Raw genomic sequence first — 16,787 nt, 5'->3', positions numbered from 1 at the left:
TCGGGTGTGCTGGAGAGAAACCTCCCCAAGTGCGGTCCACAGCCTCAAGTCGCCCTGTTTCCACGGTGTTTCACGCGACTTTCCCGGAGGCAACAAAAAACGCCCCGCGGCGTTGTGACATGCATTCGAACCACGTTGAGCATCCGAATTCACAATTCGCCCGAGGCATTCTAATTACTTTCCGTGGGAAGTATCTTGACGGTCTGAGGAACTGTCAAGGGCGGGTGCCGTGGGGATCCAGTTCGGTGAGCACGTCGAAGTCCAGTCCGTCCGCGCGCGCCAGATAGATGCGCTGGCGGACATGACCGCCGCGCAGCCGCAGCAGCCCGCGCGGCCCCTCGTACGACACCGAGTCCGCGGCCGCGCCGATCGCCGCCACGTCCACCGTCCCCGCCCGGCGCAGCAGCGCGGCGAGCAACAGGACGCCCTCGTGGCAGGATTCGCCGAGACTGCCCGGGGCCGGCGCCTCCACGCCGAACCGCGCGGCGTACCGGCCGTGGAAGTCGAGGGTGTCCGCGGTGGCGAGCGAGGCGAAGAATCCGGCGGTGCTGTAGAGGTCCACGGTCGCCGAAGGGCCGCTGGCCAGCAGCATGTTCTCGTCCATCAGGGTGCTCAGCCGCAGACAGCGCGCGTGCAGCCCGTACGCGGCGAACGCCCGGTTGAAGCGCACCGCGTCGCTGCCCACCAGCAGCAGGAGCACCGCGTCCGCGTCGGAGCGCTCGATGCGCCGCAGCACCGGCTCGAAGTCGTGGGTGCCCAGCGGCAGATACACCTCGCCGCCGATCCGGCCACCCGTCTCCCGGGCGTAGGCGTGCGCCGCCCGTGCCGTCCGCCGGGGCCACACATAGTCGTTGCCCACCACGAACCACCGGCGCACCCGCCGCTCGTGCGCCAGCAGCACCATCGCGGGCCGCAGTTGGTCGCGCGGCGTCTCGCTGGTCAGGAACACCCCGGCGGTGTGCTCGCCGCCCTCGTACAGCGCCGTGTACACATAGGGCACCCGGTGCGCGATCCGCGGCGCCAGCGCCTGCCGCACCGAGGAGATGTGCCAGCCCGTGACGCCCTGCACGACCCCCAGATCCACCAACGCCTCGACCTGGTCGGCCACTTCGCGCGGCGGCGCGCCCCCGTCGACCGGCACCAGCCGCAGCTCGCGGCCGAGCACCCCGCCCGCCCGGTTGACCTCCTCCGCCGCCAGCCGCGCGCACAACTCGCAGGCCGGCCCGAAGATGCCCGCCGGTCCCTGCATCGGGAAGACCAGGGCCACACCGAGCGCCGACGCGTCGGCCGTGAACCAGTCGGAGGCGGGGGAGTCGTGCCGGACCATGGCGACATGCTTCCGGCTCGGCCCGCCGAACTCCAGTGTGTCTCCTACGATGTACGCACCCCGTGACCTAGGAGCGGATGCCCGGATGCCCACCTCCTCGACTCCTCGCAGGCCGCAGGATCTGATGCGGCTCCTCACCCGGGCCGAGCGGCTGGCCGAACGCAGGCTCCGGACCGCCCTGGAGGAGGAGGGCTGCTCGGTGGACGCCTGGCGGGTGCTCGCGCTGCTCTCCGACGGCACCGGACACCACATGTCGGCGATCGCCGAGGCCGCGTTCCTGCCGGCTCCGACGCTGACCAAGCTGGTCGACCAGCTCGTCGACCAGAACCTCGTGCACCGCCGCGTCGACCCGCTCGACCGGCGCCGCATCCTCGTCTACCTCACCCCGCGCGGCCAGGACCACTGGCGGCGCGCCGACCGCGCGGTCCGGGCCGCCTGGCCGGCCGGGAGCCCGGCCGACGAGGACCTCCTCGGCGCCCTCCTCGACCGGCTCGCCGAGAACCTGGACGACTCCTCCCGGGTGTGACCGGGCGCCCCCGTATCGGACGTACCGTGCGCAGAGTGGACTGGTCACCTGTCCGGCAATTCCCGTCTGCCCCGCGGCGTCATGTAGGCCTCCCCACTGCCTCAGGGTGTGGGAAATACCATCCCTCGCCGCACCGGGCGCAGACCCAAGTGTGTCCAGTGCGAGGGACTACGCCCGTTGCGGCGAGAGCACGCACCTGACGCATCGTGGAGCACTGCCTTACGCCGCTGCGCGCCTCCGCGTAACTGCCGACCGGACCGCCCCGCGACCCGCAGTCCGGTCCATGTCGATCCGTAGCCCAACGACGGCGGCCCTCGGCAACCACAGCGCGTATACCTGCTCTACCTCAGCGAACCGATGCAGGCAGACCTCCCTCGACGGCTCTGCCCCTCCTAGCCCGGCGCGGGCTGAGCGGATCGTCGTCACCCTCGAAGAGTTGGCCGAAGTACACGTCGGAGTGGACGCTTTTGCTGCTCCCGTGCATGAGGGCGTGGTTGATGCTTCCGGTGAACTCCTGTCGGCCTGTTGTTGATTTGCCCCTTAGATGAGACCAGCCGTCGTAGGATCTTGGCGATGCAGCTTCGCTACAACTACCGGGCCTACCCGGACGCTTCACAGCGCCGTGCGCTGGCCAGCGCGTTCGGGTGTGTTCGCGTGGTGTGGAACGACTGCCTGCGTGACCGCAGGGAAGCGCACGCGGCGGGGCTGCCCTACGTCAAGTCGGCCGAGCTGTCCCGGCTTCGCATCACACAGGCCAAGCGCACCGTGGAACGCGCCTGGCTCGCAGATGTGTCGGCGGTCGTTCTGCAACAGTCCCTGCGGGACCTGGACACCGCCTACAAGAACTTCTTCGACAGCCTCAAAGGCAGGCGGCAGGGCCGCAAGGTCGGCCCTCCGCGCTACAAGTCGAAGAAGGACCCCCGGCAGTCGATCCGCCTCAACACCAACGCCTTCTCCCTCCGGGACGACGGCACCGTGTACGTGGCCAAGGTCGGCAACCTCAAGGTCAAGTGGTCGCGCCGGCTCCCGGCAGCCGCGACTTCTCTGACCGTCACCAAAGACAGTTGCGGCCGGTACTTCCTCAGCTTCGTCGTCGACACCGAGCCGAACATCCTCCCGGAGCTGGACGTGGAGTCCGGTATCGACCTCGGGCTGTCGGCCTTCGCCGTCCTGTCCGACGGCCGCAAGATCGACAGCCCGCGTTTCCTGCGGCGGGCGGAGAAGAAGCTCAGGCGCCTTCAGCGGGAGCTGTCCCGCAAGGCCAAGGGATCGAGGAACCGGGCCAAGGCCCGCGTCAAGGTCGCACGCCAGCACGCGCGTGTGGCGGACCGGCGCCGGGACTTCCACCACAAGGCATCCACACAGATCATCCGCGACAACCAAGCGGTGTACGTGGAAGACCTCGCGGTGTCCGGTCTCGGACGCACCCGGCTCGCCAAGTCCGTGCACGACGCGGGATGGTCCGCGTTCGTCGGCATGCTGGAGTACAAAGCGGCTCTGCACGGCCGTACCTTCGCCAAGGTGGACCGTGCCTTCCCCTCCTCTCAGGTCTGCTCGGCCTGCGGATTCCGGGACGGCCCCAAACCCCTGCACGTCCGTGAGTGGGCCTGCGCCGAGTGCGGCACGGTGCACGACCGCGACCACAATGCAGCCCGCAACGTCCTCTTCGAAGGACGCCGTATCGTCGCCGCCGGACGGGCGGAGACACCAAACGCCTGTGGAGCGCCGGTAAGACGGGCACGCGTGCCCGCGCAGCGCGGCGAAGCAGGAAGCCCCCGGAAGGGTCGGACGACCCAGGCCGGAATCCCTGGACTTTAGGCCAGGGAGCACGTCAACCCAGCGGCGAGGACGGACTTCACCCACCAGGTCTCCTTCCTGCTCCAGGTGAAACGTGGCGCGGCCAGCTCGGCTTCTTCGGACAGGAGAACTAAGCGGATCTCTGCCGCACTCAACTGGCCTGCGGTGACGTGCCGTTGTCGGACCTCGTCATGGTGGTGGCCAACGCTGACGTCAGCCTGTCCCCGGAGGCGGCGCTCGACGGAGGCGACCCATGAACCGGACGACCCGCGTCGACCGCCGGCACCCGGCCTGTTTCATCCTGCTCCTCGACCAGTCGTACTCCATGTCCGCCCCCATGCTGGGCGCCGTCGGCCGCTCCAAGGCCGAGGCCCTGGCCGACACCACCAACCGGCTGCTGATGCAGCTCGTCCAGCGCTGTGTGGTCGACGACAAGGGGCCCCGGCACTACTTCGACATCGCCCTGATCGGCTACTCCGACCGGGTGCGGCCGCTGCTGAAGAACGGCGACGGATTCGCCAACCCGATGGTCTCCACACCCCAGTTGGCGGACTCGTTCCTGCGGATCCACGAGGAGCCGGACGGCCAGTCCTGGCCCGTCTGGCTGGAGCCGGTCGCCGACGGCCAGACGATGATGTGCGCCGCCCTCGACCTGGCGCACGACTTCGCCGCCGGATGGGTCGCCGCGCACCAGGACTCCCCGGCGCCGGTCGTCATCAACATCACCGACGGCGAGGCGACCGACGGCACCCTGGACGACGTCGCCGGGCGTGTCGACCGGCTGGTGGCGCTGCGGACGACCGAGGGGCCGCTCAGCATGTTCAACGTGGCCGTGGCCGCGCGGGCGGCCGAACCGGTCCTCTTCCCCAGCGACCCGGCCGGACTGCCGGACCGCTACACGGCGGGCCTGTTCCACACCTCCTCCGTCCTGACCTCCCGGATGCTGGAGTACGCCAGGACCGACGCCGAACGGCACGGCCAGTCCCGCCCCGGGGAGGGCGCGCGCGGGTTCGTCTGCAACGCCGACCTCGCCGCCGTCGTCAAGGCGCTGAACGTCGGCACGCTGTGAGCGAGCCGGGGGTGGGCGTGGGGGCGGGCACCGGCGTGGACGTGCATGTGTACCGGGTCCCCGCCACCCCGGAGTGCCCGGAGGAGTGGCGGGACGCGGTGGCCGTCTCCGGCGACCGCCGGGCCTTCGCCCTCTGCGACGGGGCCAGCTCCGCCTTCCGGGCCGGACCGTGGGCCCGGCTGCTGGCGCGGGAGTACGTCACCGAGGGCCCCGACCACTCCCCGGAGTCCCTGGTGCACTGGGTGGACCGCTGCCGCGAGAAGTGGAGCGAGCGGGAGGCCGAGCGCCGCAAGGGGAACGCGGCCGCCGCCGTCATGGGCGCCGACGGCCAGGAGACGCACCGCAGGCCGGCCGACTTCTGGCTGGAGGACGCCGAGGCCCGGGGCGTCGCCAAGGCCACCTTCCTCGGCGTGCGGCTGCGGCCGGCGCCCGAGGGGTGGAGCTTCGAGGCGGTGGCCGTCGGCGACTCCTGTCTGCTCCACCTGCGGGGGGACGCGCTGCTGCGGGCCTTCCCGCTCGGCGACGCCGCCCTGTTCGGCTCGCACCCCGACCTGCTCAGCGCCGCCGAACCCCTCGCCGCCGACCGGATCCACCACTACCGGGGCCGGCTCGACGGCCAGGACACCGTCCTGCTGGTCTCCGACGCCCTCGCCGAGACCCTGCTCACCCACGGCCACACCGGCGCGGGGCCGGGCGCGGCGGCCTGGTGGCAGGTCGTCCGGCAGGTGGACGAGCCCGCCTTCGAACGCCTGGTCACCGAGTTGCGCGAGGCCCGCGCGATCGAACGGGACGACACGACGATGATCAGGATCCGCCCGCGGCCCGAGCACTGAACCCCGAGCACGGCGGCAGGGGCCGTAAGGGATTGGCATGCCGTACGTTTTACGTATAACCTCTCCCGTCAATCACCTCAGTGCACGCACTGCCCGCAGGCTCACGGAAGGCCCCGATGTCACGCATCGCCCTGGTCACCCTTGTCGTCGACGACTACGACGAGGCGATCCGCTTCTACACGGAGGCGCTCGGGTTCGCGCTCGTCGAGGACGCGCCGCGCCCCGACGGCTCCCGGTGGGTCGTCGTGCGCCCCGGCGCGCACCAGGAGGGCACCGGTCTGCTGCTCGCCCGCGCCAAGGACGACGCCCAGCGGGCCAGGGTCGGCGACCAGACCGGCGGCCGCGTCGGCTTCTTCCTGCACACCGGGGACTTCGCGGGCGACCACGCCCGGATGCTCGCCGCCGGGGTGACCTTCCTGGAGGAGCCCCGGCACGAGCCGTACGGCTCCGTCGCCGTCTTCCAGGACCTCCACGGCAACCGCTGGGACCTGCTCCAGCCCGCCACCGCCTGACCGGCCCACGCCGCCACGCCCCCGCACCGCCGCACCGCCGCACCACAGCCCAGCACCACTGCCGAGGAACACGCACATGAGCGCACCGACCGCCCCCGCCACGCCGACCGCCACCCGCCCCGACGCCGACACCCTCCGCCGGCTCCCCAAGGCCGTCCTGCACGACCACCTCGACGGCGGTCTGCGTCCCGCCACCGTGGTCGAGCTGGCGGAGTCCGTCGGTCACACGCTGCCCACCACCGATCCCGGTGAGCTGGCCGCCTGGTACGTGGAGGCCGCCGACTCGGGCGACCTGGTGCGCTACATAGCCACCTTCGAGCACACCCTCGCCGTGATGCAGACCCGCGAGGGCCTGCTGCGCACGGCCGAGGAGTACGTCCTCGACCTGGCCGCCGACGGCGTGGTCTACGGCGAGGTCCGCTACGCCCCCGAGCTGATGCTGAACGGCGGGCTCACCCTCGCCGAGGTCGTCGAGACCGTGCAGGAGGGCCTCGCGGCCGGTATGGCCAAGGCCGCCGCGGCGGGCACCCCGGTCCGGGTCGGCACCCTGCTGTGCGGGATGCGGATGTGGGACCGCACCCGAGCCACCGCCGACCTCGCGGTGGCCTTCCGGGACGCGGGCGTCGTCGGCTTCGACATCGCCGGCGCCGAGGACGGCTTCCCGCCCGCCGACCACCTGGACGCCTTCGCCCACCTGCGCCGCGAGAACGTCCCGTTCACCATCCACGCCGGCGAGGCCCACGGTCTGCCCAGCATCCACCAGGCGCTCCAGGTGTGCGGCGCCCAGCGCATCGGCCACGGCGTGCGCATCACCGACGACATCGTGGACGGCAAGCTCGGCCGCCTCGCCGGCTGGGTCCGCGACCGCCGTGTCGCGCTGGAGATGTGCCCCACCTCCAACCTCCAGACCGGCGCCGCGGCCTCCATCGCCGAGCACCCGATCACCGCGCTGAAGGACCTCGGCTTCCGGGTCACCCTCAACACCGACAACCGTCTGGTGTCGGGCACCACGATGACCCGCGAGATGGCGCTGCTGGTCGAGGAGGCCGGCTGGGGCGTCGAGGACCTGCGCACCGTCACGGTGAACGCCGTGAAGAGCGCGTTCCTGCCGTTCGACGAGCGCAGGGCCCTCATCGAGGACGTCGTCCTGCCGGGCTACGCCTCCGCGCTCTGAAGCAGCCCGCGCACATAGGCGGCCTGTCCGACGTGCTGGAGATCGTCGGACAGGACGCTGACCAGCCGTACGCCCAGGGTGACCGGCGGATCCCAGCGCTCGTCCACGACGCGCTCCAGGTCCGCCGCGGTCACCGCGCGCAGCGCCCGGAGGCTCTGGGCGTGCACGGCGTCGTGGTAGCCCGTCAGCAGGGAGCCGTCGGTGACGCGCACCTTCGCGACCTGCTCCGGGGTGTGCCCGTAGCCGGTGTCGTGGCGCGGCAGGTCCAGTCCGAGGCGTTTCTCCCAGTCCTGGGCGAGCCACACCTGCTCCAGCCCGAAGGCGTCGGCGACATGGTCGTCCTGGACCCGGGTGAGATGCCAGACCAGCCAGGCGACGGAGTTGGCGCCGGGGGCGGGCCGGGCGTCCAGGACGTCGGGGCCGAGGCCCTCGACGACGGCGTGGACTTCTTCTTGGACGCGGCCGTACCCGTCGATGAGGATGTCCTTCGCATGCATACGTCCACCATCGCGCAGCCTCCGCCGTCCCGCGCCCGTTTCACCCCTGCCGAGGGACGTCCGGTCCCGCATCGCCGGTCTCCAGCAAGGTCATCAGGGCGCGGGCGGCCGGGCTGGTGGAGCGGGCGGGCGGCAGCAGGGCGACCGTCTCGTAGACCACCTCGCCGGTGCCCTTGAGGGGCAGCGCGGTGAGCGTCTCGCGCTTGTGCCGGAAGTGGCGCGGTACGACGGCGATGCCGAGGTTCTCGCCCACCAGGTCCAGCAGGCTGTGCACGTCGTTGACCTCCAGGGCGACCGTACGGCGGACATCCGCCGCCGCGAAGGCCGCGTCGGTGGCGCGGCGCGGCCCCCAGTCCGGGTGGAAGTCGACGAACACCTCGCCGGCCACGTCGGCGGGCGCCGGCGCGACCGCCCCGCGGGCCAGCGGGTGCCCGGGATGGCACAGCACGTACATCGGCTCGCCGGCCAGCGGTACGCACCGCAGTTGGTCGGTGTCCGCCTGGGTGCGGTAGGCGAAGGCCAGGTCCAGCCGGCCCGCCGCGACCTCCTCGCCGAGCGCGCCCGAGCCGGTCTGCCGCAGCCGGATCTCCACGTCCGGATGGCGGCGCCGGAACGCCGCGAGCAGCCCCGCCACGTCCACCCCGGCGATGCACTGCTCGGTGCCCACCGAGAGCGTGCCGCGCACCACGCCCTGTACGGCGGCCACCGCCTCGTGCGCCGCCCTGACCTGCGCCAGGATCCGCTCCGCCTCCGCCAGCAGCGCCCGGCCCGCCTCCGTGAGCGTCACCCGGCGGGTGGTCCGTACGAACAGCGGCGCGCGCAGCTCGCGCTCCAGCGCCCGGATCGACGCGGACAGACCCGACTGGGACACCATCAGCCGTTCGGCGGCCCGGGTGAAATGCTGGTCCTCGGCGACGGCGACGAAGTGCTGAAGATGGCGTAGCTCCATGATTGAGAAGAGTATCCGCTGAATATCATCGGATTCTTCTGTTGGACCACTACCCGCAGGTCGGGCCAGAGTGGTCAGCGGTTCCCTCCGTGCCAACCCCCCCTGGAGTCGCGTTGTACACCGCACACCCCGACCGTTACGCGGACATGCCCTACCGGCGCACCGGCCGCAGCGGTCTCAAGCTCCCCGCGCTGTCGCTCGGACTGTGGCACAACTTCGGACCGGACCGTCCGGCCGAGACGCAGCGGGCCATCCTGCGCCGCGCCTTCGACCTCGGCATCACCCACTTCGACCTGGCCAACAACTACGGCCCGCCGCCCGGCGCCGCCGAGTCCGCGCTCGGTGCGTTCCTGAAGACCGACTTCGCGCCCTACCGCGACGAACTGGTGATCTCCACCAAGGCCGGCTATCTGATGTGGCCCGGCCCGTACGGCGAGTGGGGCTCGCGCAAGTACGTCCTGTCGTCCCTGGACCAGAGCCTCAAGCGGCTCGGCCTGGACTACGTCGACGTCTTCTACTCGCACCGCCCCGACCCGGAGACCCCGCTGGAGGAGACGATGGGTGCGCTGCACTCCGCCGTCCAGCAGGGCAAGGCGCTCTACGTCGGTGTCTCCAACTACTCGGCGGAGCAGACGCGGGAGGCCGCCCGGATCCTCGGCGAGCTGGGCACCCCGCTCCTCATCCACCAGCCGCGCTACTCGATGCTCGACCGCCGCCCCGAGAGCGAGGGCCTGCTCGACGCGCTGGACGAACTCCAGGTCGGCTCGATCGTCTTCTCCCCGCTGGAGCAGGGCGTGCTGACCTCCCGCTACCTCGACGGCATCCCGGAGGGCTCCCGCGCGGCGAGCGACAGCCCGTTCCTGAACTCCGACGCGCTCACCGAGGAACTGGTCGGCAAGCTGCGCGCCCTCGACGACATCGCGAAGTCCCGCGGCCAGTCCCTCGCCCAGCTCGCGCTGGCCTGGGTGCTGCGCGGCGGCCGGGTGACCTCCGCGCTGGTCGGCGCGAGCAGCGCCCGCCAGATCGAGGACAGCGTGGGCGCGCTCGCCCACCTGGACTTCGAGGAGGACGAGCTGGCCCGGATCGACGCGGTGATCAACGGCTGAGAAGCGGGGCGGCGGCCGACCTCGCACCCGGCCGCCGCCCCCCTTTCTCACGCCCCGGCCGGCACCCGGTCCAGGAAGCCGAGGACCGAGGTGATCCGGCCGTCCGCGTCCAGCGTGACGACGTCGGACCCGGCCACCGGTGCCGAGCCGTCGGCCTCGTGCACCAGCTCCCAGGAGAAGCGGGCGGTGTCGTGGTGCCCGTCCACCCGGCCGGTGAGCCGGAAGGCGAACCCGGGGAACTGCGCGTGCGCCGCCGACACCACGGCCGCGATCCCCTCGTGCCCCCGCACGTCGGCCAGAGGGTCGGTGTAGCCGCCGTCCACCGCCCACGCGGCGGCGACGGCCTTCGCGAGCGCCTCGGGCTGCCGAGCGTTCCAAGCCTCGAAGTAACGGGCGACGGCGTTCTCGTAACGGTCGGTGGTCGCGGACATGGTGAATCAGCCCCCAGAGAGGTCGTCGGTACTGGTCAGGACCCGGATCGCGGTCGGTGCCGATCCGGTGCGACCACCTTGCCCGCCCGCCGCCGCGCGGGTCGATTACCCCTCGGGTAATGAAGACGGGCCACGGGCCCGCCGCAATCCGGTCATGAGCGTCGATGGAATATGCCAACAGACTGGCCGGAAAGTCATGGTGACAGTGTTTCAGCAGTCAACATACTCGAAGGTCAGGGGCAGTTCGTCCCCCTACGTACGTACCGAAAGCGAGGCCCGGCGGGCGGAACGGACAGCGGGGGAGAGAGACGTGCACGACGAATTCCTGTGCCATGTCACCGCGTACGGTGTCTGCGACGGCCGGCGCATCGGCGTACCGCTCGGCACCTACCGCGCCCCCACCCTGGCCCTCGCCCTGTGGTGGCTGCGCGACCGGGCCTCCTGGATGGCCGAACGCCTCGATCCACGGCCCGAGAACGAGCACTTACCGCCCAACTCGCTTGTCCCGGTGTCCCCCACGGTGCCGGACGTCCCCGAACTGCTCCGGGCCTGGTGCGCCGACCTGGACCAACAGGAGCTGGTGGCCGACGAGTTGGCGGGCGGCCGACTGGTCCGGATAGCGGTCAGCGACGACACCACCGAGTACGAACTGCTCGCCGAGTCCGTCGACGCCCTGCGGATGCAGCGCACCCTCCCGGCGCTCGTCCTGCCCGTCGGCTGAGACCCGTCGGCGAATACGTCATCCGCCGTAGAGCGGGCAAACGGGTGAATCTATAGAATTCGACCATGGTGGACCGATGGCCCGCTGCCCCGACGGCGCCCGAACTCGTGCTGGAGACCGATACGGGCTCCACGGTGATCGACCCGACGCGCGCCTATCGCGTGGGACGGGACCCCAACAGCGACATCGTCATCGAGGACGCCCGGGTGAGCTGGCACCACGCCGTGCTCAGACCCGACGGCGACCACTGGACCCTGGAGGACGCCCAGAGCACCAACGGCACCTGGGCCGACGGCCACCGGATCCGCCGGTGGACCGTCGGCCCCGGCAGCGTCATCCGGTTCGGCAGCCCCTCCGACGGCCCGTGCGCCGTCCTCGCCGACCGCCCCGCCCCCGCCCCGCAGCGCCCCGCCTCCGTGTCGATGCCCGCCCACACCGTCACCTTCCGCAGCCCCGCCACCGTCCACCCGCTGCCGACCCGCACCGTCCGCATCGGCCGCGCCGCCGAGAACGACCTGGTCGTGGACGACCTCGTGGTCTCCCGCCGGCACGCCGAACTGCGCGCCCTGCCCGGCGGCGGCTACGAGATCGTCGACCTCGGCAGCCACAACGGCACCTATCTCAACGGCGCGCCCGTCAGCCGCGCCCCCGTCGGCCCCGGCGACATCGTCGGCATCGGCCACTCCGCGTTCTCCCTGGTCGGCGACGAACTCCAGGAGTACGTCGACACCGGCGAGGTCTCCCTCGACGTCCAGGACCTCACCGTCGCCGTCGACCGCGGCCGCAAGGTCCTGCTCGACCACGTCTCCTTCCCCGTCGGCGGGAAGTGCCTGCTCGCCGTCGTCGGGCCCAGCGGCGCCGGCAAGTCCACCCTGCTCAACGCCCTCACCGGGCTGCGCCCCGCCGACCAGGGCACCGTCGTCTACGACGGCCGCGACCTCTACCGCGACTACGCCGAACTGCGCCAGCGCATCGGACTGGTCCCGCAGGACGACATCCTGCACGCCCAGCTCACCGTGCGCGCCGCCCTCGGCTACGCCGCCGAACTGCGCTTCCCCCAGGACACCGCCAAGGCCGAACGCCGCGAGCGGGTGGAGGAGGTCATCCGCGAACTGGGCCTCGAACAGCGCGCCGACCAGCATGTGCACAGCCTCTCCGGCGGCCAGCGCAAACGCGTCAGCGTCGCCCTCGAACTGCTCACCAAGCCCTCGCTGCTCTTCCTGGACGAGCCGACCTCCGGCCTCGACCCCGGCATGGACCGCTCGGTGATGCACATGCTGCGCGACCTCGCCGACGACGGCCGAACAGTCGTCGTCGTCACCCACAGCGTCCTCAGCCTCGACGTCTGCGACCGGCTCCTCGTCCTCGCGCCCGGCGGCCGGATCGCCTACTACGGCCCGCCCGACGAGGCGCTCGGGTTCTTCGACTGCGAGCACTGGCCCGAGGCGTTCGAGGCGTTCGAACGCGACCAGGGGCGGGACTGGGCGGGAGAGTACCGCCGCTCACCGCAGCACCGGCAGTACGTCCTGGACGACGACGCCCAGCCCCGGCTGAACCGGTCGGGACCGGTCGTCATGCTGCCGCCGCCCCGGCCCCGCAGCCGCGGCGCCCAGCTCGGCACCCTGGTCCGCCGCTACGCCGCCGCGCTCGCCGCCGACCGCACCTTCCTGGCCGTCATGATCGCGCTGCCGTTCGTGATGGGCGCCATGGCCCGCGCCCTGGCCGGCGGCGAACTCACCCGGGAGACCGCGCTGAACGCCCTGCTCATCCTGTGCGTCGGCGGCGTCCTCACCGGCGCCGCCAACGCCGTGCGCGAACTCGTCAAGGAACGGGTGATCTACCAGCGCGAGCGGGCCGTCGGCCTCTCCCGCTCGGCGTATCTGATGTCCAAGGTGGTCGTCCTGGGCGCGGTCACCGTCGTACAGGCGGTGGTGCTCACCCTCGTCGCCCTGCTCGGCGTCGACCTCGGCGCACCGGACGGCAAGGGCGTCCTGCTGCCACCCCTCATCGAGATCGCCGTCGCCGTGGCCCTGCTGGCGTTCACCGCGATGATGCTCGGCCTGGTCATCTCGGCGCTCGTGCGCAAGGAAGAGGTGACGATGCCGCTGCTCGTGCTGCTCGCCATCGTCCAGGTGGTGTTCTGCGGCGCCCTGCTGAAACTCGACGGTGTGGTCGGTCTCGAACAGGTGTCCTGGCTCGTGCCGTCCCGCTGGGCGCTCGGCGCGATGGCCGGCACCATCGAGCTGTCCCGGACGGTCCCCGGCGACCTCACCGCGGACCCGATGTTCCGGCACGCGACCGACGTCTGGCTGCTGAACATCGGGATGCTCGTGGTGCTCTCGGCGGTCCTCGCCTTCGTGGTCTCACGGCTGCTGCGGCGCCGCGAACCGGCCGTCATGCGCAGGTCGTGACCGGCCCGCCCCGGCAGCCGTCAGGACGGAGGGACCTCGCCGCGCCGCCGCAGCCGCCGCGCGGGCAGCGCGCCCAGGAAGCCCGCGACCAGCCCCCACAGCACGGCCAGCCCCAGCATCGGCCACACGTCGGGGTTCAGCACCAGTTCGCCGGAGAGCCCGCCGACCTCGCTGATGCCCAGCACGGTCAGACCGTAGTGCGCGGAGATCCGGCAGACCAGACAGATCATCAGGACGGTGAGCGGCAGCGCCGCCGCCATCCGCACGGCGTGCACCCACAGCCGGGTCCCGGCCGGGGACCGCGCCGCCGCCACGAACCCGGCCGCCAGCAGCAGGACGACGTTCACGGCGACGAGCCACCACACCCGGCCGTCCTGCTCGGCGAGCGAGCGCAGATTCACCGCGGCCGTGTCCTCACCGCGCAGCACCTCGTCCAGGACATGCGGCATCGGCAGCCCGAACGGGCCCTCGACCCGGCCGTTCCAGGTCCCGCCCATACCGATCGTGAACGCCGGCCACACCACGTTGGGCAGCCCCAGCAGCGCGACCGCGAAGGTCTCCGCGACATGCCCCCGGGTCGCCGCCGCCACCAGCGTGACGACGACCCCCACCACCACCCAGGCCAGCAGCAGCGCGACCATCGCGTACGCGGCCGGCCGCACCGACGCCTGGAGACGCAGCAGCCCGCCCGGCAGCGGGGCCCAGCGCGCGACCAGCAGCGCCAGCAGCAGCACCCCGGCCAGCCACACCAGCCCCATCACGAGGGTGAGCGGCACGTCCGCGGCGAAGCCCACCTCCGGGTTGATCCCGAAGAGTTCACCGAGGCTGTTCAGGGTGTCGTCACCGAGGGAGACCGCGAAGGTCTGCCGGGCCGCGAGGGCGAGGGCCAGCAGCCCCAGCAGCCACAGCACGGCGATCCGGGCCGCCCAGCCGGCCAGCTCACCGGCGCCCGCGACCGCCCGGTGCCGCAGCGGCCGCAGAAATCCGGCGCCGACGACGAGCGCCCCGGCGAGCGTGACCGACAGTGGCAGCAGGGTCATCCCGGTGTCCGCGCCCGCGAGGTCACCCGCGTCCCCGGACAGCTCCACCGTGCCGCCGACGGCCGTCACCACGGTCGCCGCGACCACCCGGGGGAAGGCGCCGTCGGGCAGATCCGCGGCCCCGGCCGCCCACAGACCCAGCGCGGCCACGGCCGGCATGACGAGCAGCGCGGCCAGCGCCGTACCGAACGCCGCGACCCAGCCGTGCCGGGCGAAACGGGCGGTGGGAGGAGCGGTGCGGGCCTGGTCGGAGGGGCGGTGGGGGCTCACCCTGCCACGCTAAGCAGCACCGGCCCCGCCCGCCCGCCGGGAGCGGCCTTCCGCGCCCGCACCACCGGTCCTCGGCGGCCCGCCACGCCCGGGGTGAAGGTGACGGGACTGCCGGGCGCGCCACGGGGTACGAGGACAGATGCAGACACGTCCGGCCAGACGTCCGGCCAGTCCGGCTTCGGAGAGAGAACAGCATGACCGACCATCTGGACGGGGCAGTGATACCGACCGGTTTCGACGTCCCCGTGGAACCGCTCCGGCGGGCGGCCCATTTCACCGGCGAGTCCGGTTCCATCGCGGAGGCCCGCGGCTTCGCCGCCCGCTTCGTCGAACAGCTCAGGACCGAATGGTGCGCGCGGATCGGCGACCGCGAGAGCGGCGCGGTACTGCTCGTGGTGAGCGAACTGGTCACCAACGCCGACCGGCACAGCAACGGCCCGTACATCCTGGAGCTGGAGGGCACGGCCGAGTCCGTCACGGTGTGCGTCTACGACAGCAGCGACGCCCTGCCGCTGCGCTTCCCCAAGGACCCGGAGCGGATCGGGCGGCACGGTCTCGAGATCGTGCACGCGCTGGCGGAGGAGGTCACCGCCGAGCGCGTGCCGGTCGGCAAGCGGGTCCGGGCCCTGCTGCGGCTGGACGGGTGACCGGGCCCGTCGGATCCGTCAGACGTGGTCGGGCCCGTCAGACGTGGTCCAGTTCCCGTCAGACCCGGTCCAGCTCGCCCAGCATCCCTTCCCGCAGCCGGGCGATGATCCGCTTGATCAGCCGGGAGACATGCATCTGGGAGCAGCCGAGCCGCTCGCCGATCTCCGCCTGGGTGGCCTCCTCGACGAACCGCAGATGCAGGATCTGCCGGTCGCGCTCGCTCAGCCCGGCCATCAGCGGGGCCAGCGCGTGGAAGTCCTCGACCAGCCGCAGCCCGTCCTCCTCCACACCGATGAAGTCGGCGAGGACCGACTCGCCGTTCTCGGGGCCGTCGCCGGTGAGCGCCGCGTCGAGGGAGGAGGAGTTGTAGCCGTTGGCGGCGATCTGCGCCTCCACGACCTCCTTCTCCGTGATGTTCATCAGCGTCGCCAGCTCCGTCACCGTCGGCTCCCGGTCCAGCCGGCCCGCCAGCTCGTCGCGCGCCTTGGCCAGCTCCACCCGCAGCTCCTGGAGCCGCCGCGGCACATGGACCGCCCAGGTGGTGTCCCGGAAGAACCGCTTGATCTCACCGACGATGTACGGCAGGGCGAAGGACGTGAACTCCACCTCGCGCGAGATCTCGAACCGGTCGATCGCCTTGATCAGGCCGATCATCCCGGTCTGGACGATGTCCTCCATGTCGTCACCGCGGTTGCGGAACCGTCCGGCCGCGAACCGCACCAGGGACATGTTCATCTCGATGAGCGTGTTGCGCGCGTACTGGTAGTCGTGGGTGCCCTCTTCGAGCACGGCGAGCCGCTGGAAGAACTGGCGGGACAGCTCCCGGGCGTCCCGGGGTGCGACGGTCCGCGGGTCGTCGACTCCCGGCAGGGGTGCGGTGTGGACGACGGCCTGTGCCTCCGACCGGATCACGGCGGTCTGCATTGCCACTCCCAAGAAAAGTCACGGTGCCACGGCTGCTGCTCTCAGGGGGCGCGTACCCCGAGTCGGCCGGGGCATGCGTGCGAATCCCGATGGAATTCCACCGAGAGCGCAACGCCGGGGACTTTCGGTGGCGGCGGGGACTCCTAGGCTGGGAAGGTGACCGAACCGACGACGAAGCCGAACACCCCGAGAGAGCCGCTCTGGCGCGACCTGGTCGGAGACGTCCTGCGCCGTGAACGCCAGGCGCAGGACCGCACGTTGAAGGACGTCGCCGACGAGGCCAGGATCTCCCTGCCCTATCTGTCGGAGGTCGAGCGCGGCCGCAAGGAGGCGTCCTCGGAGGTCCTCGCGGCCGCCGCCCAGGCCCTCGGCCTGAGCCTCGGCGACCTGCTGGCCCGGGCGCACGGCGAACTCACCCGCGCCACCGGCCGACGCCCCGCCCGGATCCGTACGACGACCGCCGTGCCGCTGCGTACGATGACCGCCGCGCCGCACGACGGGCTGTGCCTGGCCGCCTGACGACAGCCCGGCCCGGCTCGTCCTGGGGCGAGC

Annotated in this window: 17 protein-coding genes; 11 read left to right on the top strand and 6 right to left on the bottom strand. The window is 71.9% G+C overall.

Going from position 1 to position 16,787, the window contains the following annotated elements:
- Window positions 1-214 precede the first annotated feature (214 nt).
- Window positions 215-1,327 carry a substrate-binding domain-containing protein gene (locus G6W55_RS15105; RefSeq protein ID WP_175521347.1) on the bottom strand — a complete coding sequence of 371 codons (1,113 nt, stop codon included), beginning with the start codon at window positions 1,325-1,327 and terminating at the stop codon, window positions 215-217.
- Window positions 1,328-1,412: 85 nt separating this feature from the next.
- Here G6W55_RS15105 and G6W55_RS15100 point away from each other — a divergent pair, with 85 nt between their 5' ends.
- The 6 genes from G6W55_RS15100 to G6W55_RS15075 all read left to right on the top strand — a co-directional run bounded on the left by G6W55_RS15100 (window position 1,413) and on the right by G6W55_RS15075 (window position 7,238).
- Window positions 1,413-1,853: a MarR family winged helix-turn-helix transcriptional regulator gene (locus G6W55_RS15100; RefSeq protein WP_175521346.1), complete on the top strand. Its 441-nt coding sequence runs from the start codon at window positions 1,413-1,415 to the stop codon at window positions 1,851-1,853.
- 573 nt (window positions 1,854-2,426) lie between these two features.
- Window positions 2,427-3,671, top strand: a complete 1,245-nt coding sequence (locus tag G6W55_RS15095) for an RNA-guided endonuclease TnpB family protein (protein ID WP_175521345.1) — start codon at window positions 2,427-2,429, stop codon at window positions 3,669-3,671.
- Window positions 3,672-3,903: 232 nt separating this feature from the next.
- Window positions 3,904-4,719, top strand: a complete 816-nt coding sequence (locus tag G6W55_RS15090) for a vWA domain-containing protein (RefSeq protein WP_175521344.1) — start codon at window positions 3,904-3,906, stop codon at window positions 4,717-4,719.
- A complete protein-coding gene (locus G6W55_RS15085) occupies window positions 4,716-5,552 on the top strand; it encodes a hypothetical protein (RefSeq protein ID WP_175521343.1) in 837 nt (278 codons plus the stop codon). The genes G6W55_RS15090 and G6W55_RS15085 overlap by 4 nt, the downstream gene beginning before the upstream one ends.
- Window positions 5,553-5,668: 116 nt before the next feature.
- Window positions 5,669-6,064: a VOC family protein gene (locus tag G6W55_RS15080; RefSeq protein ID WP_175521342.1), complete on the top strand. Its 396-nt coding sequence runs from the start codon at window positions 5,669-5,671 to the stop codon at window positions 6,062-6,064.
- A gap of 76 nt (window positions 6,065-6,140) precedes the next feature.
- Entirely contained in the window at window positions 6,141-7,238 is a 1,098-nt protein-coding gene (locus G6W55_RS15075; RefSeq protein WP_175521341.1) for an adenosine deaminase, read from the top strand.
- Here G6W55_RS15075 and G6W55_RS15070 read toward each other — a convergent pair.
- Both G6W55_RS15070 and G6W55_RS15065 read right to left on the bottom strand, forming a co-directional pair.
- Window positions 7,220-7,735, bottom strand: a complete 516-nt coding sequence (locus G6W55_RS15070) for a DinB family protein (protein WP_175521340.1) — start codon at window positions 7,733-7,735, stop codon at window positions 7,220-7,222. The genes G6W55_RS15075 and G6W55_RS15070 overlap by 19 nt on opposite strands.
- Before the next feature lie 40 nt (window positions 7,736-7,775).
- A complete protein-coding gene (locus tag G6W55_RS15065; RefSeq protein ID WP_175521339.1) occupies window positions 7,776-8,684 on the bottom strand; it encodes a LysR family transcriptional regulator in 909 nt (302 codons plus the stop codon).
- A 113-nt stretch (window positions 8,685-8,797) separates the two neighbouring features.
- Between G6W55_RS15065 and mgrA the strand changes: the two genes are divergently transcribed.
- The gene (mgrA, locus tag G6W55_RS15060) at window positions 8,798-9,790 is read left to right on the top strand and encodes an L-glyceraldehyde 3-phosphate reductase (protein WP_175521338.1); all 993 of its coding nucleotides are present in this window, start codon (window positions 8,798-8,800) and stop codon (window positions 9,788-9,790) included.
- A gap of 47 nt (window positions 9,791-9,837) precedes the next feature.
- Here the strand turns inward: mgrA and G6W55_RS15055 are convergent, their stop codons facing one another.
- Entirely contained in the window at window positions 9,838-10,221 is a 384-nt protein-coding gene (locus G6W55_RS15055; protein WP_175521337.1) for a nuclear transport factor 2 family protein, read from the bottom strand.
- Window positions 10,222-10,531: 310 nt separating this feature from the next.
- On the opposite strand from G6W55_RS15055, the gene G6W55_RS15050 reads away from it, so the two are divergent.
- Together G6W55_RS15050 and G6W55_RS15045 are read left to right on the top strand one after the other, a co-directional pair.
- Complete coding sequence (locus G6W55_RS15050; RefSeq protein WP_175521336.1) at window positions 10,532-10,942, top strand: hypothetical protein; 411 nt, start codon at window positions 10,532-10,534, stop codon at window positions 10,940-10,942.
- Window positions 10,943-11,007: 65 nt separating this feature from the next.
- Window positions 11,008-13,353, top strand: coding sequence for an FHA domain-containing protein (locus G6W55_RS15045; protein WP_175521335.1), 2,346 nt, complete (start codon window positions 11,008-11,010; stop codon window positions 13,351-13,353).
- Between the two features lie 20 nt (window positions 13,354-13,373).
- Here the strand turns inward: G6W55_RS15045 and G6W55_RS15040 are convergent, their stop codons facing one another.
- On the bottom strand, window positions 13,374-14,663 hold the full coding sequence (locus tag G6W55_RS15040; RefSeq protein ID WP_175521334.1) for a streptophobe family protein: 1,290 nt from the start codon (window positions 14,661-14,663) through the stop codon (window positions 13,374-13,376).
- A gap of 194 nt (window positions 14,664-14,857) precedes the next feature.
- Between G6W55_RS15040 and G6W55_RS15035 the strand changes: the two genes are divergently transcribed.
- On the top strand, window positions 14,858-15,310 hold the full coding sequence (locus G6W55_RS15035; RefSeq protein WP_175521333.1) for an ATP-binding protein: 453 nt from the start codon (window positions 14,858-14,860) through the stop codon (window positions 15,308-15,310).
- A gap of 58 nt (window positions 15,311-15,368) precedes the next feature.
- Here the strand turns inward: G6W55_RS15035 and G6W55_RS15030 are convergent, their stop codons facing one another.
- Complete coding sequence (locus tag G6W55_RS15030) at window positions 15,369-16,235, bottom strand: RNA polymerase sigma factor SigF (protein ID WP_175521332.1); 867 nt, start codon at window positions 16,233-16,235, stop codon at window positions 15,369-15,371.
- A gap of 156 nt (window positions 16,236-16,391) precedes the next feature.
- Here G6W55_RS15030 and G6W55_RS15025 point away from each other — a divergent pair, with 156 nt between their 5' ends.
- Window positions 16,392-16,754 carry a helix-turn-helix domain-containing protein gene (locus tag G6W55_RS15025; RefSeq protein ID WP_175521331.1) on the top strand — a complete coding sequence of 121 codons (363 nt, stop codon included), beginning with the start codon at window positions 16,392-16,394 and terminating at the stop codon, window positions 16,752-16,754.
- Window positions 16,755-16,787: the final 33 nt, after the last annotated feature.

The organism is Streptomyces sp. CAI-85 (assembly GCF_013363615.1).
GTDB classification, from domain to species: Bacteria; Actinomycetota; Actinomycetes; order Streptomycetales; family Streptomycetaceae; genus Streptomyces; species Streptomyces antibioticus_B.
The sequence above is the reverse complement of the archived record's forward strand: the minus strand, read 5'-3'. Positions and strand labels throughout refer to the sequence as shown.